Here is a 23189-nt window from a genome sequence, read left to right as displayed (position 1 = left end):
AACGTGCCGCCGCCGCCATCCACCAGCGGTCCTGACTTCGGCCGCTCCCCACCCGATCCTTCCTCCCCTGGGACTAGCACCACCGCCTCAGGAAGGTGGCGTCGCCGGCGCGTCGGTCATCGACTCGGTGCGTCAAGACCGGGGACGGCCGTCCCGTCGTACACGCTCCGTCGCGGTGACGACTACCGAGATGATCGATGTGACGGTGCGCGCCTCGCCGATTCGCCGGGGAGGGCGATGGTCGTTCTCCACAGCGGCCCGGCCGTCTCCCGGCAGGACGCGCGTCCCCGGGCGGGCGGCCTCACACCGCGGATACACCTCGGGATGTGCCTCACACCAGCGGATGCACCTCGGGATGCGCCTCCCACCAGCGTCCGAAGAGAGGATTGTCGTGCACATGGTCGATGAACGCCGCGGCGAGGCCGCGGTAGAGCGCCCCCGCGGTCTCATCGCCCAGGCGGTCCCGGTGCCACGCGACGAGCAGCCGTGCCACCTGCGGCTCTCCCATGAGGGGTCGTACGGCGGTGCCCGGCGCCGCGGTCCAGCAGGGATCGACCAGCCGCACGCCGTGCCCGCCCGCCACCAAGGGGCGGCCGGCGCCGCTAGGCGCCTCGAAACGTAACCTGGGTTCGAAACCGGCCGCCCGGCACGAGGCCCGCAGCGCGGCGAGGGAGCCGTCGTCGGCTCCCGGAGGGCTGATCCACGCCTCGTCCTTGAGGTCGGCCAGCCGGATCTCCTCGTTTCCCGCGAGCGGGTGCCCCGCCGACAGGGCGACGAATATCGGATACCTGTACACCAGCGCCCGGCTGGCGACCGGCGGCGCCAGCGTGACCTCGAAGCCCTCGATGACGCCGAGCAGCGCCGCGTCGAGCCGCCCGTGCGTGAGCGCCTCCGCCAGCAGCGCCGTGGAGGGCTCGATCCGCAGTGAGATCTCGCGTCCGGGCAGGGCGTCGCCGACCCGGTTGACGATGCTGCCCACGCACCCGACGTGGACCGAGCCCAGCCGCAGGTACCGGGCCTCCGACGGCACGCGCAGGTCACCGAAGAGCGCGTCGACCTCGGACAGGACGATCCGGGCGCGGGCGATGACCTGGTTGCCGAGCGGTGTCGGCTCCACCCCGGAGCGGCTGCGGACGAAGAGTTCGCCCCCGACGAAGGTCTCCATCCGGCGCAGCAGGTTCGTCATGGCCGGCTGGGAGAGCCCCACCCGGGCCGCCGCCCTGGTCAGGCTGCCCGACTCCGCTATCGCACAGATCATGCGGAGATGACGGATATCGAGATCCATAACTCAGAATTATGCGGCAATTAATGATCAATGCCTGAATTTCCGGACAAAATTCATTTTTCTCCCTTGCGGATGACTGCTTCTTTCTCCTCCCCACCCCCGTCTCCACCGGCCCGGGGACGCCCCCGGCGCGCCGCGAGTCCGGCCACGGGCCAACGGCGGCTCCGTCGGCCGAAGGGCGGGGCGGCGGTCGCAGGTGGGACGAGGCAATCCGGCCGAGCGGCACGAAGGCGACGACCTCGAAGCAGCATCCCGAGCCGGACGACACCCGCTTTTCCACGCCGAGCCGGCACGCTCCGCCGCACTTCAGACCGGGCTGCGACGGGGTCATAACCAAGAACTATGTGGGCCTTTATGACCTCTGGCCTGATTTCGTCAGCAAACTACGGGCGGCAACACCTCTCCGCTCTCCGAAATCCCTGAGCCACGTGGCCCGCCGGTCCGGCAGGACCCGGCGGAGCCCCCGCCGCGTCCCGGCCCGTTCCGGCCGCCGCGGCATCCCCGGTCACATCCAACCTCACGCTCGTTCTTCCACACCCCCCGGAGGTTGCTCGTGGGAATCACCCCACCCCTGCGCGCGCTCAGAAGATCGTCACTGGCCGCGTTCGTCCTCGTCCCGGCCCTCGGCCTGGGGCTCGCCCTGCAACCGGCGGCCGCATCGGCCGCCACCGACCCCGTCGCCGAGCCCGTCGTGACGGCATCCGCGGTCAGGACACCGCCCCCCGCGCCGGCACTGCTCGCAACCGACGGCACCGACCACGTCCGGCGCTCTCCGCTCCCGGTCAGCGAACGGGCACCGACGCCCTCCTCCGACGAGCGGCTGCGCCATGACTACGATCGGCCCGAGCCCGCCCCGGCGCACCCTCGCCCGTCCATGAAGGAGAAGGCGAAGTCCGCCGCCCCGGTGCGGGCGGGGGCCGCGTGCGCCGTGAGCGACTTCACCGGCCGGACCGGAAGCGCCCTGGTCCAGCAGATCAAGTCCTCCACGACCGACTGCGTCAACACCCTGTTCGGCCTCACCGGCAGCGACGCCTACCACGCCTTCCGCGAGGCGCAGATGAGCAGCGTCGCGTACGGCCTGCGTGACAACGGGTCGTCCTACCCCGGTGACAACTCCACCGGTACCGCTCAGCTCGTGCTCTACCTGCGGGCCGGCTACTACGTGCACTGGTACAACGCGTCCACCGTGGGCACGTACGGCTCGCCGCTCAGGACCGCGATCGAGGCGGGCCTGGACGCCTTCTTCGGCAACCCCAAGTCCTCGACGGTGAGCGACGCCAACGGCGAGGTGCTGGCCGAGGCGGTCACGCTGATCGACAGCGCCGAGGAGAACGACCGCTACCTCCACGTGGTGAAGCGGCTGCTCAACGGCTACAACAGCTCCTACGACGCGAGCTGGTGGATGCTGAACGCGGTCAACAACGTCTACACCGTGCTCTTCCGCGGCCACCAGCTCCCGGCGTTCGTGACCGCCGTCCAGGCGGACCCCAGCGTGATCGACACGCTGTACGGCTTCGCCGACGACAACTGGAACCTGCTCGGCACCGGCCAGAGCTACCTGGCGTCGAACGCCGGCCGGGAGATGGCCCGCTTCCTCCAGGAAACCGCGCTGCGGCCGAAGGTGCGGCCGATGGTCAAGGCCCTGCTCGACCGCGGCGACATCGCCGGGACGACCGCGCCCATGTGGGTCGGCGTCGCCGAGATGACCGACTACTACGACAGGGCCAACTGCTCCTACTACGACACCTGCGACCTGCAGGCGCGGCTCGCGGCCGTCGTTCTGCCGATCCGGTACACCTGCGGTCCCAGCGTCACGGTCCGTGCGCAGGCCTTGACCTCCGCGCAGCTCACCACCGCCTGTGACAGCCTCAGGAGCCAGGACGCGTACTTCCACAACCTGGTGAACGACGGCAACCGCCCCGTGGCGAACGACAACAACACCACCATCGAAGTCGTCGTCTTCCACTCCAGCACCGACTACCGGAACTACGCCGGGACGATGTTCGGCATCGACACGAACAACGGCGGCATGTACCTGGAGGGCGACCCGGCCGCGGCCGGCAACCAGCCGCGCTTCATCGCCTACGAGGCGGAGTGGCTGCGGCCCGCGTTCGAGATCTGGAACCTCAACCACGAGTACACCCACTACCTCGACGGCCGGTTCGACATGTACGGCGACTTCACCGCCGGCATCACCACCCCGACCATCTGGTGGATCGAGGGCTTCGCCGAGTACGTGTCGTACTCCTACCGGAACGTGACCTACGACGCGGCGATCACCGAGGCGGCCAAGAGGACGCACACGCTCAGGGCGCTGTTCGACACCGACTACTCGCACGACACGACCCGCATCTACCGCTGGGGTTACCTGGCCGTGCGATACATGTTCGAGAGGCACCCAGCCGACGTCACCACCGTCCTCGGCAACTACCGGACGGGTGACTGGAGCGGCGCACGCACCTTCCTGACCAGTACCATCGGCACCCGCTACGACAGCGACTGGTCGAGCTGGCTCACCGCCTGCGCGTCCGGCTCCTGCTCGGGCGGCGGCACCCTGCCCGAGTGCACCTCCTCCGACGCCAGGGAGCTGGGCAGGAACTGCCGGCGCGGCGACGTGTCCGCGACCGCCGGTAACCACGCCTACTTCTACCTGTACCTCCCGGCCGGCACCACCAAGATCGTCATCACGTCGTCCGGTGGCACCGGGAACGCCGACCTCTACTACGGCACCGGCACGTGGGCCACGAAGTCGGCGTACACGCGGCGGTCGACCAACTCCGGCAACGGCGAGACCCTGACGGTGACCAACCCGGTGGCCGGCTACCACTACATCAGCCTGTACGCCACCACCGCGTTCTCCGGGGCCTCGGTGAAGGTCGAGTACTGACGCCCACCGTCGCCTCGTAGCGGCTGAACATCCGCGCCGGGACCGGACCTCGTGTCCGGTCCCGGCCCTCGGCACCGCCGTCTGATGACAGTCGACCGTTCACGCCGGTAATGCTGGTTCGAAAACGCACAGGTCCGCACGGCCGAAAACCGCTTGCCCTCGTGTGGCGGGTTCAGGGAACGTGGTGTCCATGATGATCTGACGGACAGCCCCCCGCCCCGCAAAGTGCCACGGCCGAGAGACAGCACCCCGCCCCCCAAGGTGCCACGGCCGAGATGCCACGGCGCCGACGCGCGTCGTGATGCCGTCAGCCCACCCCTTTTGAGGGAAGCGAGTTTCCTTGTCCCAGCGACACTCCCGGCCGGAGTCCCCGCTGTCGTCCACCGCGGCCACGGGTTCGGCCACCGTCACCGTGTTCGCCTCCCCCGCGAGCTGGATCGAGTCCGACGCCCTCGCGCAGTGCCACCAGGTGGCCGCCCTCGAGGGCATGACGCACGTCGCCGCCATGCCCGACCTGCACCCCGGCAAGGGCGCCCCCATCGGTGCCGCGATGGCCTCGACCGTGCTGTATCCGTTCCTGGTGGGCTCCGACATCGGGTGCGGCATCGCGGTGTTCCCCATGAGGCTCAAGCGCGCCGTGCCCGAGAGGCTCGCCGCCCGCTTCCCCGACCTCGACCGCGCGCTTGATCCCGAGCGGGACGCCGACGACCCGGCCTGGGCCGTCGTGAAAGGCGACATTCCCGCCGGTCACACCGAGGGCCTCGGGACGGTCGGCCGGGGCAACCACTTCGTCGAGCTGGCGAGGATCGGGACGGTCTTCGAGCCGGGGCACGCGAGCCGTCTCGGACTCGCCGAGGGCGACCTGGTTCTCATCGTCCACAGCGGTTCCCGGGGGCTGGGCGAACGGATCCTGCGGGCGCACACCGAGGTCCACGGCGCGGGTCCGGCCCCCGATCCCGGCGCCTACCTGGCGATGCACGACGACGCCGTGCGCTGGGGATCACTCAACCGGCGGCTGATGGCCGCCCGGGTCGCCCATGCCCTGGGGGCCGAGCCCGCCGAGCCGCTCGTCGACCAGTGCCACAACCTGGTCGAGATCCGCGACGGGCTCTACCTGCACCGCAAGGGAGCGGCGCCGGGTGACGGCAACGACGTGCTCATCGCCGGTACGCGAGGCACCCCTTCCTATCTCGTGGCCGCCCACGCCGGGCCGGACGCCGGTCATTCCGTCGCGCACGGCGCGGGCCGCAAGATGTCGCGCGCGGACGCCCTGCGCAGGGGCCGGGCCAAGCACACGGTCGAGGAGCTGCGCCGCACGCCGGTGGGGTCGTTGGTGGTGTGCGGAGACCGTCAGCTGCTCTTCGAGGAGGCGCCGACGGCCTACAAGCGCATCGAGCAGGTGATCTCCGACCTCGTCGACCACGACCTGGCCACGCCCGTGGCCACCACGGTTCCCCTGGTCACCTACAAGACGCCCGACCTCGGGTCCGCACCCCAGCGGGACCGTCGCCGAAAGCGAGGCCGGTGATGAGCGCGCGGGCGAGGCCGGCGGCGAGCGTCCACCTGCTCCTGTCGGCCGGACGTGGCCCGCAGGAATGCGCCTGGGCGCTGGCCCGGCTGCTGCGCCGCCTGGAAGCCGACGCCACCCGGCGTGACCTGGAGACCCATCGGGCCGAGACCGTTCCCGGTGACCGGCCCGGCACCTACCGGTCGGTCCTGATCCGGATCTCGGGAGCCGGCGCCGAGGCGTTCGCCGCCTCCTGGACCGGAACCCTGTGCTGGCAGGCCCCGAGCCCGTACCGGACCGGCACAGGCCGGAAGAACTGGTACGTCATCGCCCGGCCGTGCCAGGTCGACACCCCGCGTACGACGTTCGCGGAGGCGGACGTCGACATCGTCGCCTGCCGCACCGGCGGCCCCGGCGGTCAACATCGCAACAAGGCCGGCACGGCGGTGCGGGCGACCCACCGGCCCTCGGGGATCGTCGTCGTGGTCGACACCGAGCGGCAGTTCAGTCTCAACCGCGGCATCGCCATGCGGCTGCTGCGGCAGCGCATCGAGCACCGCGACGAGGAGGCGGAGCGCGCCGCCACCACCGGCCGCCGGCGCATCCACGACGAGCTCGTACGCGGAAACCCCGCCCGCGTCGAACGTCCGGGGATCTCGTAGCGCCCTGCTCACACCTTCAGGTCCGCACCTGCGCGAACGACGTGTGCTCGACTTTCATGAGCGTCCTCAGACGCGCCAGGGCATGTGCTGGAGGGTCCAGGTGTTGCCGTCCGGGTCGGCGAAGCGTGCGTAGTAGACGCCGCCCAGGTCCTCGACCGGGCCCACGTCCGCGCCGCGCTCGATGAGTGCCGCGCGGGCCTCCTCGATGTCGCTCACCACCAGGTGCAGGCCGCGCAGCGTGCCGGCCGGCATGTCGAGGGACGGGACGCCCTCGGCCAGGGTGATCGAGCAGGCCGAGCCCGGCGGGGTGAGCTGGACGAACCGGACCCCGTCCGCGGGCCGCACGTCGACGTCCACGTTGAAGCCGAGACGGTCGGCGTAGAAGGCCTTGGCCCGGTCGATGTCCTTGACGGGCACCGGGACGAGCTCGAGGAGGAACGCGCCCGGCGGGACGGGCGGGTTGGTGGGGTTGGCCGGGATGTCGGCGAGATCGGTCGGGATTTCGGTCTGCGTGGGCTGGGCGTCGGTCATTGCGGCTTGCCTTTCGGGTTGGTCATCGCGACTCGCCTTCACCGGTCGGTGAGTATGACTCGGCCTTCGCGGGCGGTCGTCGCGACTCGTCTTTCGCGGCCGGATATCACGGCTCGTCTTTCGCGGGTGGTCATCACAGGTCGCCCGCGGGTGGGCATCACAGGTCGCCGTTCACGGGTGGGCATCACAGCACGGCCGGGCGTCACAGGTCGGCGTTCGCGGTCGTCTCGTCGAGCATCTCGGCGAGACGGTCGTACGCCTCGCCCGCGCCGCGTTCCATGGGGGTACGGAGCATGCTGTCGCGGGCCTCGCGGGAGGGGTAGCGCACCGTGGTGGTCATCGCGGTCCGGCCGTCTCGCTCGTCGAAGACGGTGGTGACGAGGGCCTCCCCCTCTTCCCAGCCGTCGTGGACCTCGCTCTGGACCAGCCTGCCGGGTGCGTCCACTTCGTGGAACACCCCGCTCTGGCCCAGCTCGGCGTCCCCCGGGCCGCGCGACACGAAGCGCCAGGCGCCGCCCGGGCGCAGGTCGATCTCGCAGACGACGAGGTGCCAGCCACGTGCGCCGTGCCATCGCCGGAGCAGCTCGGGGCGGGTGAACGCGTCGAAGACGAGCCGGCGGGGGGCGGCGAACGTCCTGGTGAGCACGAGGTCGGTGTCGGACACCGCTCGCACCGTCAGACCTCCGGCCCGGTCCTGCCGTGACATCACGGGTTTCCTCGCTCTGCGGCTTTCGTCTCTTCGCCAGGCCACGGGCTCTCCCCCTCGACGGCATTCGCTCCACCTGGCCGCACGATCTCCCCCTCGACGGCATCCGCTTCGCCGGGCCGCGTGCCCGCCCGTCCGGCGGCGTTCGCTCCACCTGGCCGTACGATCTCCCCCTCGACGGCGTTCGCTTCGTCAGGTCGCGGGCCCTCCCGTTCGGCCGCGTTCGCTCCGCCGGGCTGAAGCTCGCCGAGCAGACCGTCCAGCCTCTGGTAACTCTCCTCCCAGTAGGAGCGGTAGTTGGCCAGCCAGTCCACGGCGTCCTTGAGCGGGCCGGCCTCCAGACGACAGGGTCTGCGTTGCGCGTCGCGGCCGCGGGAGATCAGGCCGGCGCGCTCCAGCACCCGCAGGTGCTTGGAGATACCCGGCTGGCTCATCGCGAAGGGCGCGGCCAGTTCGGTCACCGTGGCCTCGCCCTCCATCAGACGGGCCAGGATCGCTCGCCGGGTCGGGTCGGCCAGCGCGGCGAACGTCGCGTCGAGAACGTCGGCAGCCACTTTATTACCTCTCGGTTCTATAACTAGTTGGTTTTCTATCGTGCCGGGTTCGGCTCCGTCAAGGGTTTCGGATTTGGTTCGACCACGACAGGCCGTGTGCCGAGGTCGTATGGCGGACGTGGCCGTGCCGGTGGAGACGGTGACAGGCGGCTGGATGGCCAGCGGCAGGGGCGTCCCCGGGCCGCCGGGGAGTGCGTGGGATCTCGAACCGGCGCACGTCGTTGGTCGTCGGCCAGGTGCCGTGTGATCGCTCTTTTGACCTGGTGCCCGAGTGTCACACCGCTCCCGTACCAGTCCAGCACCGGTCCTGTGTCCCCCTGGGGCGTTCCGATGGACAGTCGGATCGTCCAGCCGGTCCGCCGTTTCCACCATTCCTGTGGCCTTCGGCCGGACTCATAGTTACCTCACCTGAGCGAATACGCCACGGTGACGTCCAGCCCCTCGTCCCGACCGGAGGCGAGATGCCGCAACGAGCCGGGCCTCGCCGCCCAGGCCGGGCGGCACGGCCGGGTGTCGCCCCGCTTACACCGTCGGATCGTCCATGCTCTACCTGCAAAAGCCCATTTCACGAGGAATCACCCGGCCGATAGCGTCATTGATATGTGGCGGTGGCTCCCCACCGCCCGAGCAGCCGGACGGCATCTGATGGAGAACGTGGTGACCGACGAAGTACGCTCCCGACCCGCGACGAACGCGGGTCCGGTCGACGCCCGGGTCGAGAACACCGGCACGGGGGTGCGGTTGACCGTCACCCGGCGGGAGGAGGTCGTCCTCGACCGGGTCCGGCTCGGCTTCGTGCTCGACGGCACGGAGCTGGGGACGGCGGACGCGGAGCTCGTGCGCGTCTCGGAGCGTACGGTCCGCGACCGGTTCCGTGCCCGCTCCGGCAAGTCGGTCGGCGAGCACGAGTACGAGCACCGCGAGATCGTGTACGCCTTCCGCGAGGCCGCCGGCGTCGAATGGCGGGTCATCCTGCGCGTCGCGCGTGACGGTGTCGCGATCCGCTACGCGCTTCCCGCGCTGGACGGGACGGCCCGCGTCACGGGTGATCGCACCGCCGTCACGCTTCCGGCCGGGTCGCGGAGCTGGGTGCTCGACTACCAGACCTGGTACGAGACGCCCCGCTTCGGGGTCGACAGCGCCGAGCTGGCGGGCGGAGCGTACGGGCTCCCGTTCCTGGTCCGGGTGGACGAGACGAACCACGTACTGATCACCGAGTCGGGGATCGACGGCCGGTTCGCGGGCGCGCACGTCGAGGCGGAGGAGTTCGAGGACGGCGGGCCGACGCTGCGGTTCGCCCTCGCCGACGAGAGTGTCGAGGTCACCCGGGGCGTCGTCACGCCGTGGCGGGTCTTCCTCGTCGGGCCCCTGGCGGAGCTGGTGTCCTCGCTGCTCGTCGACGAGCTCGCGCCCGCGGCCTCTCCCGAGCTGGAGGAGGCCGCGTGGGTACGGCCGGGGCGGGCGGCCTGGTCGTGGTGGTCGGACTTCTACTCGGGTGCCCAGCTGGACAAGCAGAAGCACTTCGTCGACGTCGCCGCCGACCTCGGCTGGGAACACCTGCTCATCGACTGCGGGTGGGAGGAGACCTGGGTGCCGGAGATCGTCTCCTACGCGGGCAGCCGGGGCGTCCAGGTGCACCTGTGGACGATCTGGCGCGACCTGAACAGCCCGGAGGACCTGCGGAAACTGGCGCTGTGGCGGTCCTGGGGCGTCGCCGGGATCAAGGTCGACTTCATGGAGTCGGAGTCGAAGGACCGTTACCGCTGGTACGACACGATCCTCGCCGAGACCGCGCGGCTCGGCCTCATGGTGAACTTCCACGGCTCGGTCATCCCGCGCGGCTGGGGACGCACGTTCCCGCAGGTGATCGGGTACGAGGCGATCCGGGGCGCCGAGTACTACGTGTTCTTCGAGAACCAGGCGCTCACCGCCGCGCACAACGTCATCCAGCCGTTCACCCGCAACGTCGTGGGCGGCATGGACGCCACGCCTGTCGCGTTCGGCGCCGCGAACCGCACGACCAGCGACGGGCACGAGCTCGGGCTGTCGGTGGCGTTCGAGTGCGGGATCACCCACTTCGCCGATCATGTCGACGCCTATGCCGGCCGCCCGCTCGCGGCCCGGTTCCTGGCGGAGCAGGCGCCGTACTGGGCGGAGACGGTGCTGCTGGCGGGCGACCCCGACAGCCACGCGGTCGTCGCCCGCCGGTCCGGCGACCGGTGGTTCGTGGGCGGCATCGCCACCGGGGAGGCCCGGACGATCCGCGTGCCGCTCGACGCGCTCGGGGTGGGGACGGACGCCCAGGTGTGGATCGTCGGCGACGCGTCGCCCCTGACCGGCGAGGTGCCGGCGACCGGGCTCGCGGAGAAGGCCGGCCGGACAGCGGCGACCGGGCTCGCCGAGACGACCACGACCGCCGGCGAGGCGATCGACGTCGAGGTCGCCCGCGACGGTGGTTTCGTCGCCATCGTCGCTCCGGCGGGCACCGAGCTGTTCCGGGCCGGGCCCCGGCCGCGTCAGGCCGTACCGGCCGTGTATCCGGCCGTCGCCGAGGTCGGCGCGGACGGGATCGCGTCGATCACGACCGACGCCGATGTCCGGCTGCGCCTTCCCCCCGGCTGGTCGGCCGGCCGCGTCGGTGGGACCGGCTGGGCCGTCCGTCCCGACGCCTCGCTGCGTCCCGGGCGTCTCGGCGTCGTGACGGTCGAGCGGGACGGCGAGGGCCTCGACAGCGGTGACGGCCGGAGCCAGGACCACGGCTACGACCTCGGCGAGGGCGACCGCGAGGGCGGCGGCCGGGTGCCTGTCGTGTCGCATGTGCGTGTCGTACGCCCGCTGACGCCCGGTGACCACGCCCTGTCCGACCTGCCGATGATCGCCTTCGTCAACGACGACGGGCCCGTCGAGCGGGACCAGTCGAACGGGGCGGGCAATCCCGGCGACGGGCGGCCCATGCGGGTGGCGGGGCGGGGGTTCGAGCGCGGGCTCGGCACGGCGCCGTACTCGGAGGCGCGTTTCCACCTCGGCGGGCGCGTGGAGACGTTCACCGGGGCGGTCGGGGTCGACGACGAGTCGACCGGCGTCGCCAGGGTCGGCGTGCTCGGTGACGGACGCGAGCTGTTCACCGCCGTCGTCGAGGCGGGCGAGCCCGTCACGGACTTCAGCGTGGACGTGCGGGGCGTGCGGACCCTCTGCCTGCGCAGCGAGACGGCCACCCCCTTCCCGCGCGGCGAGACGGACACCCCGGACGACGCCGGGGTGCACGTCGACTGGGTCGACACGACCCTGCGCGTCCCGCCCACCGGCCCCCTGCCGGCGGATGACGCCGCGCCGGTGACGCCCCGCCGGCGAACACCAAGCCGATGACCGGTGAACACCACGCCGACGACACCGCGCCGATCACGGCGACCCGCGCACAGCACGATCAACGGCACAACCAGAGGAACACCATGAAAAGCACGTGGATGGCGGCCGTGGCGATGGCCGCGGCGACGACACTTCTCGCGGCCTGCGGGTCCGGATCAGGATCGGGGTCGGGGTCGGCTGCCGCGCCGGGCGAGAAGGTCACCCTCACCTACGCCAACTGGAGCGAGGACCAGACTCCCGCGATGGAGCAGATCGCCGCGGAGTTCCAGAAGGCGAACCCGGACATCACCGTCAAGGTCCAGACGCTGCCGTGGACCGAGTACTGGTCGACGCTCCAGGTCGGCGCCGCGGGCGGGACCGCGCCCGACGCGTTCTGGATGCTCGCCGACCACTTCCGCGAGTACGCGAAGGGCGGCCAGCTGCTCGACCTGTCGGAGACGGTGAAGGCGGGCGGGATCGACACGGGCGTCTACCCCAAGGCGGTCACCGACTCCTACACCTACGAGGGCAAGCTGTTCGCGCTGCCGAAGGACTTCGACACCAACGGCATCTGGTACAACAAGGCGCTCTTCGACGCCGCGAAGGTCGCCTACCCGGACGACACCTGGGGCTGGCAGGACGTGCAGGACGCCGCCCGGAAGCTGACCGACAAGGCCAAGGGCGTGTGGGGCGTCGCGGCGCCGATCGACCCGCAGGGCGGCTACTACAACACGATCCTCCAGGCCGGTGGGTCGATCATCAACGGTGAGGGCACCGCGTCCGGCTTCGCGAGCCCGGAGAGCGTCGCCGGCCTGAAGTTCTGGACCGACCTGCAGGCGGCCGGCTCGTCGCCGACGCTGCAGCAGCTGTCGGACACCGAGGCCGTCTCGATGTTCGAGAACCAGAAGGTCGCCATGTACTTCTCCGGCGCGTACTGGGCCTTCCGCTTCCACAAGAACGCCGACCTGAAGGGCAAGGTCGACGTCGCGCCGCTGCCGCAGGGCGTCAAGCGCGCCACCGTCACCAGCGGCATCGGCAACGCCGGGTACGCGGGCAGCAAGCACCCGGAGGAGCTGAAGAAGTTCCTCGCCTTCCTGGGCGGGACCAAGGCCGCCGAGATCCAGGCCGCCACCGGGACGGTGCTCCCCGCGTACAAGGGGACGCAGCAGCCGTGGCTCGACGCGATGCCCGAGTTCAAGCTGCAGGTGTTCGTCGACGCCATCGAGTACGGCGTCCCCCTCCCGGTCGCGGGCAACGCGTCGGAGTGGCAGGGCCTCGCCGCGCAGTACCTGGCCCCCGCGTGGAACGGTGAGAAGCCCGTGCAGGAGGCGGCCAAGGAGTACCAGGCCGCCGTCGACGAGGTGCTCGCGAAGCAATGACGTCCCTGACGACGAAGCCCGTGAGGGCGACGGAGCCCGTACGGCGGCCGGGCGGCCGCCGTACGGGCGTCGGTCAGCCCAGCGGCTGGTGGGCGGCCGCGTTCGTCGCCCCGGCGGTGGTCGGCCTGGCCGCCCTCTACCTGTGGCCGTTCCTGTCCACCATGATCAAGAGTTTCCAGGACGTTCCGGCGTTCGGGCCCGCGACCTTCGTGGGGCTGGACAACTACGCGAACCTCGTCGGCGACGAGGACTTCTGGAAGGCGTTCGGCAACTCCGCCCTCTACACTGCGATCATCCTGCTCGGCATCCCGGTCGCCATCGTGCTGGCGGCGCTGATCGAGCAGGTCGGCCGGGGTCGCGCGGTCTACCGGGTGCTCTTCTTCCTGCCCGTGGTCACCCTGCCGGTAGCGATCGGCATGGTCTGGCGGTTCATCTACAACGGCGACTTCGGGCTGCTGAACTCGGTGCTGTCGTGGTTCGGCGTCTCCGGTCGGTTCTGGGTGGCCGATCCCCGGTTCACGATCTACGCGTTCGGCGTGGTGGGCATCTGGATGGGCCTCGGCATCAACCTGATCATCCTGGGCGCCGGGCTGCAGGCCATCCCGAAGGACCTCTACGAGGCCTCGGCCCTGGACGGCGCGGGCCGCGTGCGGCAGTTCCGGCACATCACCGTGCCGCTGCTCAGCCCGAGCATCTTCTTCGTCACGATCCTCAACGTGATCGCCGCCCTGCAGATGTTCGACCTGATCTTCGTCATGTTGCGCGGGGTGAACAACACCGCCCTCGCCGACTCCAAGACGATCGTCTACCTCTTCTACGAGAAGGCGTTCGTCCAGTTCGACCAGGGCTACGGAGCCGCGATCGCGATCGTGCTGCTCATGGTGATCATGATCGCCACGGCCCTGCAGTTCCGCCTCCAGAAATCGTGGGTGTTCTATGGCTGAGTCCACCGCCGCTGAGACCACCGCCGTCGAAACCACCACCGTCGAGACCACCGCCGTCAGGAGCCCCGGGCCGCGCCCCCGGCGGCGCGGGAGGGCGGGCACCACCTGGCCGATCCACGTCGTTCTCGTCCTCGCGGCCGCGATCATGGTGGCGCCGTTCGTCTGGCAGATCCTCACCCTGTTCAAGTCGACCGCCGAGGCGACCAGGATCCCGCCGACGATCCTGCCGGAGGACTTCGGCCTGGACGCGTTCGCGACGTTCTTCACGACCGTGCCGTTCTGGTCGATGTTCGCGGTCTCGGTCGGCTCGCTGGTCCTGCGGGTCGCCGGCCAGCTCGCGGTCGCGGCGCTCGCCGGGTACGCCTTCGCCCGCATCCCCTTCCGTGGCCGCGGCGTGCTGTTCGGCCTGTTCATCGCGATGCTGATGGTGCCGAGCCAGCTGTTCCTGATCGGCCAGTACGAGCTGATCCGCGGCCTGGGGATGCTGGACACCCTGCCCGCGCTCGCCGTCCCCGGCCTGTTCTCGGCGTTCGGCACCTTCCTGATGCGCCAGGCCTTCCTCACCATGCCGAAGGACTACGAGGAGGCGGCACGGCTCGACGGCGCCAACACCTTCCAGGTGTTCTGGCACGTCATGCTCCCGATGGCGAGGCCGATGCTCGCCGCGCTCGCGGTGCTGACCGGCCTCTACTCGTGGAACGACCTCCTGTGGCCGCTCATCGTCTCCCCCTCGGGGGAGAACCGGCCGCTGCCGGTCGGGCTGGCGGGGCTGCAGGGACAGTTCGGTACGGACTACCCGACCCTCATGGCTGGGGCGTTCGTGTGCTCCATCCCGCTCGTGATCGTCTTCCTGCTCCTGCAGCGGCAGTTCTTCGCGGGCATCGCGAGCAGCGGGCTCAAGGGATGACGGAAAAGATGGGTAAAGATCATAAAGTGAACGACACCACGAACGACGTACCGGTACACCTGCGCGCGGGAGGCACCAGCCTCGTCGTCGCCGTCGACGGCGGACGGCTCCCGCGCGTCCTGCACTGGGGAGCGGACCTCGGCCCGCTGGGAGACGACACCCTGGCGGACCTGCGCCTGGCCGCGCTCCCGGCCATCGGCGACAGCGCGGTCACCTATCCGCAGCCCGTCCCGGTGCTCCCCCAGCTGGCGGAGGGCTGGCTCGGGCGCCCGGGGCTCGTCGGCGACAGCGACGGCCGCCGCTGGGCGGCGAAGTTCCGGGACGCGACGTACCACCTCGACGGCGAGGCCGACGGCGGCCCGGTGCTGCGCGGCACGGCGCACGACCCGGAGTACGGGCTCACCGCCGACGTCGAGATCCAGGTCCTCGCCGCCGGTGGCCTCGTACGGCAGCGGGCCCGGATCACCAACGACGCCGGGACGCCGTACCGCGTCGGCGGCCTGGAGATGGCCCTCCCCGTGCCGTCGGACGCCTCGGAGGTCCTCGACCTGACCGGCCGCTGGGCGCTCGAACGCGTGCCGCAGCGTCGCCCGTTCCACGTCGGGGAGTGGGTCCGGGCCTCGCGGGGCGGCAAGCCGGGGCTCGAACACACGATGCTGCTCGTCGCCGGTGAGGAGGGGTTCGGGTTCCGGCACGGGACGGTGTGGGCGACCCACCTCGCCTGGAGCGGCAACCAGGTGCTCGCCGCCGAGCGGACACCGGCGGGCACCAGGCACCTCGCGGCGGGAGAGGCGCTGCTCGCGGACGAGGTGGTGCTCGGGCGAGGAGAGTCGTACCTGAGCCCGTGGCAGTACGGCTCGTGGGGGGTGGGGCTGGACGACCTCGCCTCGCGGTTCCACCGGTACCTGCGGTCGCGTCCCGAGCACCCTCGTTCGCCCCGGCCCGTCGTGCTGAACACCTGGGAGGCCGTCTACTTCCGGCACGACCTCGCGACCCTGGCCGCGCTCGCCGAGCGCGGGGCGGAGATCGGCGCCGAGCGGTTCGTGCTGGACGACGGCTGGTTCCTCGGCCGCAGGGACGACACGACCTCGCTGGGCGACTGGACGGTCGACCCGGCCGTCTGGCCGGACGGCCTCGAACCGCTCGTCGCCCGCGTGCGCGAGGCCGGCATGGAGTTCGGGCTCTGGTTCGAGCCGGAGATGGTGAACCTCGACTCCGAGCTGGCCCGCGAGCACCCGGAATGGATCTTCGACGCGGGACACGGCCCCGGGCTGCCCTCCCGCCACCAGCATGTCCTCGACCTCGGCCATCCCGGCGCGTACGCCCATGTCCTGGAGCGGATGAGCGCCCTGATCGGCTCGCTCGGCATCGCCTACGTCAAGTGGGACCACAACCGGTACCTGCTCGACGCCGGGCACGGCCCCGACGGGCGGCCGGGGGTGCGCGACCAGGTCCGGCAGGCGTACCGGCTGATGGCGGAGCTCAAGGCCGCCCACCCGGGGCTGGAGATCGAGTCGTGCGCCAGCGGCGGCGGCCGCGTCGACCTCGGCGTGCTGGAGTACGCCGACCGGGTCTGGCCGAGCGACTGCAACGACCCGCACGAGCGGCTGGAGATCCAGCGCTGGACCGGGCTGCTGGTGCCTCCGGAGATGCAGGGCACGCACATCGCCGCCGAGGAGACGCACACGACCCACCGCACGCATCCGCTCGACTACCGCGCGGAGAAGGCCCTGTGGGGGCACCTCGGCGTCGAGGTCGACCTGCTCGGCATGGACGACGAGACCCGCGCCGCGCTCGCGAGATGGATCGCGTTCCACAAGGAGCACCGGGCGCTGCTGCACTCGGGGGAGGTCGTGCACGCCGACCTCGCCGACGCGGCGCTGCGCCTCCAGGGGGTCGTGGCGGGCGACCGGAGCGAGGCGCTGTACGCGTTCAGCGTCGTCGAGCGCCCGTCGACCTGGCCGCCGGGGCGCGTCCGGTTCCCCGGGCTCGACGACGAACGGACCTACACCGTCGAGGCCGTTCACCCGGGCTCCCCGCCCACGCCCGCGCCCGGCGCCGTGCTCCCGCCGTGGCAGCGCGACGGGGTGACCCTGCCCGGACGGGTGCTGCGGCTCGTCGGTGTCGAGGCGCCGTCGCTGGACGTCGACCGCTCGGTGCTGATCCGCGTCGTGAGCCGGACGGCGACGCCGTGACCGGGGCGACGGCTGTCGATGTCGCAACCGGGGCCACGACCGTTGACGCCGTGACCGGGGCGACGGACGTCTCGCCTCCCGGGCCCGTGACGGCGTCGTGAGCCGGGCCGCGTGGCCGGGCCCGCGGGCCGCTGGAGAACGCCCCGGGCTCAGCCCTTGGCGCGGTTGCGGTATTCGGTGGGACTGGCCTCGTGCATCCGCTTGAAGTGGCGGGAGAAGTAGAACGGGTCGGGGTAGCCGACCTCGCGGGCGATGGTGGCGACGGTCGCGTCCGTCGTGTCGAGCAGGTTGCGCGCCTGCGCCATCCGCAGGGCCGTGTGGTGCGCGAGCACCCCGCCCCCGGTCGCGTGGCGGAACATCGCGCTCAGATGGGAGGGCGAGACGCCGACCAGCGACGCCAGGTCGGCGACCCGGACCGTGCTGTCCAGCCGCTCGGCGAGGTAGGCCATCGCCCGCTGCAGGGGGTCACCGGGCGCCGGCATGGCGCGGTCGACGACGATCTGCGTGAGGAGCTTCCACGCCGCGCCGGCCGCTCCCATCCGGCTCGCCGGTGAGTGGTCGCGTTCGAGGATGGTGACGATCTCGTCCAGCAGCGCGACCGCCCGGTCGAGGCGCCGGATGGGGATCACCGGCCTGGACGCGCTCGCGCCGATCTCCTCGACGAGCTCGGCCAGGTCGCTGCCACGCAGGTGACACCACCAGATCGTCCAGGGGTTGTCGGCGGACGCGCCGTAGGAGTGCGGGGTGCCGCGCGGGATCACCAGGGCCGCGTTCGACCCGACGCGGTGCTGCGCGCCGCCGACGTTCGCCCATCCGGTGCCGGCCGTGCACAGGATGAGGACGGTCTCCTCGGTGCCGTTCGGCCTCGTCATCAGGTGGTCTGCCGCCTTGGGATAGTAACCGCAGTCGGTGACCATGAGGCGCCTGGTCACCGGGCGGGCGTGCGCCTCGGCGACGACGCGGCGCGGCACGACGGTGAGCCGCTGGTTGAGGAACCCCTCCTGGATCGGCACGGGAGCAGTATGGCACACATCATCGGATCGTCCAGGCAGTGCCGCGTAATGAACATTCCTCGCGGCCGGTCGCCGCGTGTTGACTGGTCCGCAGTGAACGACGGCGTGACCGGTCCGCGACGAACGACGACTCGCGTGCCCGGCCGATCGTGGAGACCGTCCGGCGGGCGGGCTCCACACCATCTGGGGGATGTAGATCATGGGACGGGGATTGCTGTCCGGGAAGGTGGCCGTGGTGACCGGCGCGGCCTCCGGGATCGGCGCCGCGGTGGTGGACCGCTTCCTGGCCGAGGGCGCGCGTGTGATCGCGGTCGACCTGGCCGGGCAGGGCGCCGACCGGCCCGGAGTGCTCGCGATCACCGGCGACGTGGCCGACGCCCGCACCTGGCGGCGGATCGCGGACACGGCGCGGAGCGAGTTCGGGCGGCTCGACGTGCTGCACGGCAACGCCAGCGTGGTGACGCGGGCTCCCGCCCACGAACTGGCCGAGGCCGACTGGGACCGGCAGATCGCGGTCAACCTCACGGCGGCGTACCTGGCGGTCCACGCGTGCGTCGGGCTCCTGCGGGAGACCCGGGGCACCATCGTGCTCAGCTCCTCCGTGCACGCCCTGGCGGGCCTGCCCGCGCACCCCGCCTACGCCGCGGCCAAGGGCGGCCTGGTGTCGCTCGGCCGCCAGCTGGCCGTGGAGTACGGCCCCGAGGTGCGGGTCAACACCGTGCTCCCCGGGCCGATCCTCACCCCCGCCTGGGACGGCATCGGCGAGGAGGACCGCCGCCGCAGCGCGGCCGGCACCGCCGCGGCGCGCTTCGGCAGGCCCGAGGAGGTGGCGGCCGCGGTGACCTTCCTCGCCTGCGAGGAGAGCTCGTACGTCACCGGGGCGTGCCTGGTCGTGGACGGCGGCTGGAGCGCGGTGAAGGACTCCGCGTGAACGGCAGGGGTGGTGAGGGACTCCGTGTGACCGGCCAGGGCGATGCAGGACTCGGCACGGCCGACCAGAACGACGAAGAAATCCACGCGAACGACCAGAGCGACGAAGGACTCCGCGTGAACGGCCGGGAGCGAGCGGGAGAGCTGGACGATCGAACCGGCCGGAGCCGGGTGGTCCCGGTCCCGCTGCGTCCCCATCTCGACCTCGGGCGCGGCGGCAGGTGGACGTCGCTGGCCGGCGGTGGCCGTGAGTGGCTGTGGTCACGCCCCGACCCCGCCCGGGAGGGCGTGCTCCCCGGCGTGGACTTCGTCGACGTGGGCGGTCTGGAGGAGTGCCTTCCCACGGTGCGCGGCCTGCCCGACCACGGCGACGTGTGGAGCCGCCCCTGGAGCGGGTCGGCGGGCGAGGGCTTCGTGCGGGGGGACGGTTTCGAGCTGCGGCGCGCGGTCACCGAGGAGGCCGGGGCGGTGGTCGCCGAATACCGTCTGTCGGCCGACCCCGGGTACGCGTTCGTCTGGGCCGCCCACGCCCTGCTCGACCTCGGCGACGACGCCCGGCTCATCGCTCCCGCGGAGACCGCCACCAGGGTCTTTCCCGAGGCGGCCGGGATGCTCGCCCACCCCTGGCCCTCCGGCGTCCCCTACCTGGAGGGCCGCTGGCCGGCACCGCTGGGCCTGCCGCTCGGCCGGTTCGGACCGTGTGACGGCACCGCGGCCGGAGCGGTGCTCCGGTGCGCCGCGGTCCGGGTGGTGGACGGCCCCGACGTCCTCCATCTGCGCGTGGAGGCGCCCGAGGGGGTGCCGGTGTCCACCGCGCTGTGGCGCAACCTGGGCGGATTCCCCGCCCACGCGCCGTACCGCAGCATCGGCGTGGAGCCGATGCTCGGCGCGGTCTTCGACCTGGCGGAAGCGGGGCCGGGGGACGCCGCGGTGGTCCCGGCCTCCGGGGAGCTGACGTGGCGGCTGGTGCTGGCGGCGGAACGGATGAGCGACGGCTGACCGCCCGGCCGTATGCCGGACAGCCCGCTCTCGCCCGATGTTCGCCTAGGCTCTCGAACGTCTTCTCCGGAAAGGACCCTGATGGCCGACCGTACCCTCATCGACGCGCTGCACGAGGCCGAGCAGCGTCTGCAGGCGGCACAGCTCTCCGGGGACGTCGAGATGCTGGACCGGCTGCTCGACGAGCAGCTCGTCTTCACCGGACCGCCGGACGGCGGGTGCCATCCGGGAGCCAAGCAGCTCGATCTACACAACCATCGCTCGCGAACCCAGATCATGACAAAACTCGTCCAGGAGGACCTCACCGTGATCGTCGAGGGCAGCACGGGTGTCACCTGCTTCCTCGGCACGCTGGAGGGCACGTTCGCCGGGGAGCCGTTCGCGGGACGGATGCGCTACACCCGGACCTGGGTGCACACGAACGAGTACGGCTGGCGGGTCCTGGCCGCCCACGCCGGCCCGGCCTGACGACCGCGGCGTCTCCCGCGACGAGTCCCGTTTGTTCGGGAAATTCACGAAATTCGAGAAATAGGGAAGTTCGAGAAAGCGATCCGGGAGGCCGCCGCTCGGGTACGTTGGGGCCGATGAACGATCAGCGCGCGCAGGTTTCAGGGCCGGAGCGTGGCCGCCGGCCGGGCGGGCGGACGACGCCCGCGGGGGCCTCAGACGTCTTGGACATCATGAACGCCCCAGACGCTTCGAACGCCCTGAACGCCTCGGAAGTGTCAAACGCCTCGGACGCCTCGGAGAGCAGGTCGCGGGGCATGCGCGCGGGCCGGTCGCGCGGGAGGCCGCTGGTCGCCTCGCTCATCGGCATGGTCGTCGCGATCTCCGGCTGCGCCACCTCGCAAAGCGTCGTCCCGCAAAGCGCCGCCTCGCGAATCGGTACCGCACAGGACGCCGCGCCTGCGGCTCCCACCCCGAACACCCAGAACACCCAGAACACCCCTGACACCCCTGACACCCCGAAGACGGCATCGCCGTCGGCGGCGGAATCCGCGGGGCAGAGCCCGGCGGGCCGGGCGGCACCCGCTCTGCCCGACCCGGACGTGGCGATCCCCACCGACCCGGCGCGGCTGGCCCGCTCCCTGACCACCACCACCGCGGAGCTCCGGCGCGCCATCGACGACTGGAGACGCGAGGGCGACCCCGCCAAGGGGCAGCCCCCCGAGCCGGTGGTGCTGCTGGCCCTGCACCAGCAGCGCATCTACCGCTACCTGGTCCTCAACCCGAAGGTCGCCTCCCGCACCTACGCCAGACTGCCGAAGGCCCTGGCCGGGCAGGCGAGGGACAATGTGACGGCGGGCCGGGGCCTGCGCTCCCTCGTCCGGCCCCTCAGCGGGGCGGTGAAGTTCCGCGTCCAGCCGGCCAAGCCCGCCGACTTCCTGCTCGGCCACTTCCGGTACGCCGAGCGGAAGTTCGGCGTCGACTGGGAGGTGCTGGCGGCGGTGATGTTCGTCGAGACCAAGTTCGGCCGGGTGCGGTCACCGAGCCACACCGGCGCCAAGGGGCCCATGCAGTTCATGCCGCGAACCTGGGCCGCGTACGGGATGGGCGGTGACATCCAGGACACCCGCGACTCCCTGCTCGCCGCCGCCAACTATCTGCGCGCGTCGGGGGCGCCGCGCGACTACCGGCGCGCGCTGTACGCCTACAACCACTCCTACGCGTACGTCGACGCGGTGCTGCTGCACGCCCGCCAGATCAAGCGGGACATCAGGAACTACTACGCGTACTACAACTGGCAGGTGTTCGTGGTCACCACCCGTGGGGACCGGCGCCTCACCGGCCCCTGACCCCACGCCCGGCGGGGTCCTCACTGGCGGTCGCGGCTCCGCTGGAGTTCGGTGTTGATGCGCAGGGCCTCGGCGAGCTGGTCTTCCAGGATGATGATGCGGCAGGCGGCCTCCAGGGCGGTGCCCTGGTCGACCAGCTCGCGGGCGCGGGCGGCCAGGCGGAGCTGGTAGCGCGAGTAACGGCGGTGGCCGCCCTCGGATCGCTGCGGCTCGATCAGCCTGGCGGTGCCCAGGTTGCGCAGGAACGCCGGGGTGACGCCGAGCATCTCGGCGGCCCGGCCCATGCTGTAGGCGGGGTAGTCCTCGTCGTCGAGCCGGTCACCGGAGATGTCACCCGAGCCCATCGGCCCTCCCCGCGGTGGTGACCCGGCGGGCCGTCCCAGTCTCACCGGCGGTGTCGCGGAGCCTGGGCTCGACGCGGACGGCCGCCGTCATCGGCGCTTGATCCATACAGCCTTCCTGTAATGCCAACAGGGGCCCCGGCGCCTTGAAGCGCCGGGGCCCGCGAGGTTCAACACCATCTATCGGCCCTGGGGGCCGATCTGTCTCTTCCGCATTGGCCGTCCGATGGGACGGGGATGCGGGGATCGCGTATGCGTGACCGTAGACCACCTTCCATTCCGTGGGACTGCGGTACCCGTGCGGCGGAACATCAGCCGACAACGGGCGATCCTGATGGCGTTCAACACTCCCTTCGCTGTGCGTACTTCTTCGATCTCATGTGCAACGACCGCGCGTCCACGGTCAGGACCCTTCAGCTGCGCTGGCCCCGGCACGTCCGACGTCGCGTTTCCTTCACCGTTACCGCTGTGGCAGCGCGTCCACGGCCGGGACCCTTCACCTGCTCGGCCCTGGCACGTCCGACCTTCTGCCCGTCTTTCCACGTCGTCCTGCGCTGTCCACGCTCGTCCGGGCAGCTCCTCGTGATGCCTGCCCTCGTGGATCCGTTCCTTGCGATGTCAGAAACCATACCCCCGCTCAGCACGAATGTCTACATCGGCCACTACAGGTTTTCCATCCTCGCGAAGACAGGAGTGGCGCCTCACCCCGAGGGAGGCGACTCTCCCTCCGAGGGGAGCAACTCGGCGACAGCCTCTTCGGTGTCGTCGCGCAGCTCGAAGCGGGGCAGCAGGCCGGTGCGTCGCAGCAGGTGCCGCAGGCCGTCCGGGACGCCCGCGAACAGGAGCCGGCCGGTGGCGGTGTCCTGGATGCGCTGCCGGGTGCCGGCCAGGACCCCCAGGGCGGTGGAGTCGTAGAAGGTCAGCTGCGACAGCTCCAGCACCAGGCGGGGACCGGCGCTCAGTTCCCAGACCTCGTTGACATGCCTGGTGAGCGCGGGGGCGGTGATGAAGTCCAGGTGCCCGCCCACCTCCAGCACGCTGCAGTGCCCGCGATGGGTCACCCGCACCCACAACGCCTGCTTGTGACGATCCACCTCAGCCCTCCCTGGCCGCGTACCGTTGGCGGACCCCCGCGATACCCCGATAACGGGCGGCGATACCGCTTCTCACGAATCAAACACGGATCCGCCGACCGATGCGGCGACCGA

General features: G+C 71.3%; 19 protein-coding genes. 12 read left to right on the top strand and 7 right to left on the bottom strand.

Going from position 1 to position 23189, the window contains the following annotated elements:
* Positions 1-331 precede the first annotated feature (331 nt).
* Entirely contained in the window at positions 332-1285 is a 954-nt protein-coding gene (locus ACFFRH_RS19185; protein ID WP_344743488.1) for a LysR family transcriptional regulator, read from the bottom strand.
* 553 nt (positions 1286-1838) lie between these two features.
* Between ACFFRH_RS19185 and ACFFRH_RS19180 the strand changes: the two genes are divergently transcribed.
* From ACFFRH_RS19180 to prfH, 3 genes are all read left to right on the top strand, one after another.
* Positions 1839-4172: a collagenase gene (locus ACFFRH_RS19180; RefSeq protein ID WP_344743487.1), complete on the top strand. Its 2334-nt coding sequence runs from the start codon at positions 1839-1841 to the stop codon at positions 4170-4172.
* Positions 4173-4512: 340 nt separating this feature from the next.
* Positions 4513-5700 (top strand): RNA ligase RtcB family protein, encoded by a 1188-nt coding sequence (locus tag ACFFRH_RS19175; protein WP_344743486.1) that lies wholly within the window; start codon positions 4513-4515, stop codon positions 5698-5700.
* The gene (prfH, locus tag ACFFRH_RS19170) at positions 5700-6341 is read left to right on the top strand and encodes a peptide chain release factor H (RefSeq protein ID WP_344743485.1); all 642 of its coding nucleotides are present in this window, start codon (positions 5700-5702) and stop codon (positions 6339-6341) included. Before ACFFRH_RS19175 ends, prfH begins: the two co-directional genes overlap by 1 nt.
* Positions 6342-6407: 66 nt before the next feature.
* Here the strand turns inward: prfH and ACFFRH_RS19165 are convergent, their stop codons facing one another.
* From ACFFRH_RS19165 to ACFFRH_RS19155, 3 genes are all read right to left on the bottom strand, one after another.
* Positions 6408-6872: a VOC family protein gene (locus ACFFRH_RS19165; RefSeq protein ID WP_344743484.1), complete on the bottom strand. Its 465-nt coding sequence runs from the start codon at positions 6870-6872 to the stop codon at positions 6408-6410.
* A 202-nt stretch (positions 6873-7074) separates the two neighbouring features.
* On the bottom strand, positions 7075-7578 hold the full coding sequence (locus ACFFRH_RS19160) for an SRPBCC family protein (protein WP_344743483.1): 504 nt from the start codon (positions 7576-7578) through the stop codon (positions 7075-7077).
* On the bottom strand, positions 7578-8132 hold the full coding sequence (locus tag ACFFRH_RS19155) for an ArsR/SmtB family transcription factor (RefSeq protein ID WP_386158258.1): 555 nt from the start codon (positions 8130-8132) through the stop codon (positions 7578-7580). Before ACFFRH_RS19155 ends, ACFFRH_RS19160 begins: the two co-directional genes overlap by 1 nt.
* Before the next feature lie 657 nt (positions 8133-8789).
* Here ACFFRH_RS19155 and ACFFRH_RS19150 point away from each other — a divergent pair.
* From ACFFRH_RS19150 to ACFFRH_RS19130, 5 genes are all read left to right on the top strand, one after another.
* Positions 8790-11498, top strand: a complete 2709-nt coding sequence (locus ACFFRH_RS19150; protein ID WP_344743482.1) for a glycoside hydrolase family 97 catalytic domain-containing protein — start codon at positions 8790-8792, stop codon at positions 11496-11498.
* Between the two features lie 83 nt (positions 11499-11581).
* Positions 11582-12856, top strand: coding sequence for an ABC transporter substrate-binding protein (locus tag ACFFRH_RS19145; RefSeq protein WP_344743481.1), 1275 nt, complete (start codon positions 11582-11584; stop codon positions 12854-12856).
* Entirely contained in the window at positions 12853-13800 is a 948-nt protein-coding gene (locus ACFFRH_RS19140; RefSeq protein ID WP_386158254.1) for a carbohydrate ABC transporter permease, read from the top strand. The genes ACFFRH_RS19145 and ACFFRH_RS19140 overlap by 4 nt, the downstream gene beginning before the upstream one ends.
* Positions 13793-14707 carry a carbohydrate ABC transporter permease gene (locus tag ACFFRH_RS19135; RefSeq protein WP_344743479.1) on the top strand — a complete coding sequence of 305 codons (915 nt, stop codon included), beginning with the start codon at positions 13793-13795 and terminating at the stop codon, positions 14705-14707. Before ACFFRH_RS19140 ends, ACFFRH_RS19135 begins: the two co-directional genes overlap by 8 nt.
* 26 nt (positions 14708-14733) lie before the next feature.
* Positions 14734-16902, top strand: a complete 2169-nt coding sequence (locus ACFFRH_RS19130) for an alpha-galactosidase (RefSeq protein WP_386158252.1) — start codon at positions 14734-14736, stop codon at positions 16900-16902.
* A gap of 149 nt (positions 16903-17051) precedes the next feature.
* Here ACFFRH_RS19130 and ACFFRH_RS19125 read toward each other — a convergent pair whose 3' ends face one another.
* Entirely contained in the window at positions 17052-17915 is an 864-nt protein-coding gene (locus ACFFRH_RS19125; protein ID WP_344743477.1) for a helix-turn-helix domain-containing protein, read from the bottom strand.
* 199 nt (positions 17916-18114) lie between these two features.
* Between ACFFRH_RS19125 and ACFFRH_RS19120 the strand changes: the two genes are divergently transcribed.
* From ACFFRH_RS19120 to ACFFRH_RS19105, 4 genes are all read left to right on the top strand, one after another.
* On the top strand, positions 18115-18846 hold the full coding sequence (locus ACFFRH_RS19120) for an SDR family NAD(P)-dependent oxidoreductase (RefSeq protein WP_344743476.1): 732 nt from the start codon (positions 18115-18117) through the stop codon (positions 18844-18846).
* Complete coding sequence (locus tag ACFFRH_RS19115; RefSeq protein ID WP_344743475.1) at positions 18843-19844, top strand: hypothetical protein; 1002 nt, start codon at positions 18843-18845, stop codon at positions 19842-19844. Before ACFFRH_RS19120 ends, ACFFRH_RS19115 begins: the two co-directional genes overlap by 4 nt.
* 81 nt (positions 19845-19925) lie before the next feature.
* Positions 19926-20312, top strand: a complete 387-nt coding sequence (locus ACFFRH_RS19110; RefSeq protein WP_344743474.1) for a nuclear transport factor 2 family protein — start codon at positions 19926-19928, stop codon at positions 20310-20312.
* Between the two features lie 254 nt (positions 20313-20566).
* Positions 20567-21640, top strand: coding sequence for a lytic transglycosylase domain-containing protein (locus ACFFRH_RS19105; RefSeq protein ID WP_344743473.1), 1074 nt, complete (start codon positions 20567-20569; stop codon positions 21638-21640).
* A gap of 20 nt (positions 21641-21660) precedes the next feature.
* Here ACFFRH_RS19105 and ACFFRH_RS19100 read toward each other — a convergent pair whose 3' ends face one another.
* Both ACFFRH_RS19100 and ACFFRH_RS19095 read right to left on the bottom strand, forming a co-directional pair.
* Positions 21661-21984 carry a helix-turn-helix domain-containing protein gene (locus tag ACFFRH_RS19100; RefSeq protein ID WP_344743472.1) on the bottom strand — a complete coding sequence of 108 codons (324 nt, stop codon included), beginning with the start codon at positions 21982-21984 and terminating at the stop codon, positions 21661-21663.
* 698 nt (positions 21985-22682) lie between these two features.
* Complete coding sequence (locus ACFFRH_RS19095; protein ID WP_344743471.1) at positions 22683-23075, bottom strand: STAS domain-containing protein; 393 nt, start codon at positions 23073-23075, stop codon at positions 22683-22685.
* Between the last annotated feature and the right edge of the window lie 114 nt (positions 23076-23189).

Source organism: Streptosporangium vulgare (genome assembly GCF_042428775.1).
Lineage (GTDB): Bacteria > Actinomycetota > Actinomycetes > Streptosporangiales > Streptosporangiaceae > Streptosporangium > Streptosporangium vulgare.
Note: the sequence above shows the minus strand (reverse complement) of the source record. Positions and strands in the feature narration are given on the sequence as shown.

What these genes read in the sequence shown, in the direction of transcription:
- prfH (WP_344743485.1), top strand. Translation starts at nt 5,700, where the DNA reads ATGAGCGCGCGGGCGAGGCCGGCGGCGAGCGTCCACCTGCTCCTGTCG.
- ACFFRH_RS19110 (WP_344743474.1), top strand. Translation starts at nt 19,926, where the DNA reads ATGGCCGACCGTACCCTCATCGACGCGCTGCACGAGGCCGAGCAGCGT.
- ACFFRH_RS19100 (WP_344743472.1), bottom strand. Translation starts at nt 21,984, where the DNA reads ATGGGCTCGGGTGACATCTCCGGTGACCGGCTCGACGACGAGGACTAC.
- ACFFRH_RS19120 (WP_344743476.1), top strand. Translation starts at nt 18,115, where the DNA reads ATGGGACGGGGATTGCTGTCCGGGAAGGTGGCCGTGGTGACCGGCGCG.
- ACFFRH_RS19135 (WP_344743479.1), top strand. Translation starts at nt 13,793, where the DNA reads ATGGCTGAGTCCACCGCCGCTGAGACCACCGCCGTCGAAACCACCACC.
- ACFFRH_RS19165 (WP_344743484.1), bottom strand. Translation starts at nt 6,872, where the DNA reads ATGACCGACGCCCAGCCCACGCAGACCGAAATCCCGACCGATCTCGCC.
- ACFFRH_RS19140 (WP_386158254.1), top strand. Translation starts at nt 12,853, where the DNA reads ATGACGTCCCTGACGACGAAGCCCGTGAGGGCGACGGAGCCCGTACGG.
- ACFFRH_RS19160 (WP_344743483.1), bottom strand. Translation starts at nt 7,578, where the DNA reads ATGTCACGGCAGGACCGGGCCGGAGGTCTGACGGTGCGAGCGGTGTCC.
- ACFFRH_RS19185 (WP_344743488.1), bottom strand. Translation starts at nt 1,285, where the DNA reads ATGGATCTCGATATCCGTCATCTCCGCATGATCTGTGCGATAGCGGAG.
- ACFFRH_RS19145 (WP_344743481.1), top strand. Translation starts at nt 11,582, where the DNA reads ATGAAAAGCACGTGGATGGCGGCCGTGGCGATGGCCGCGGCGACGACA.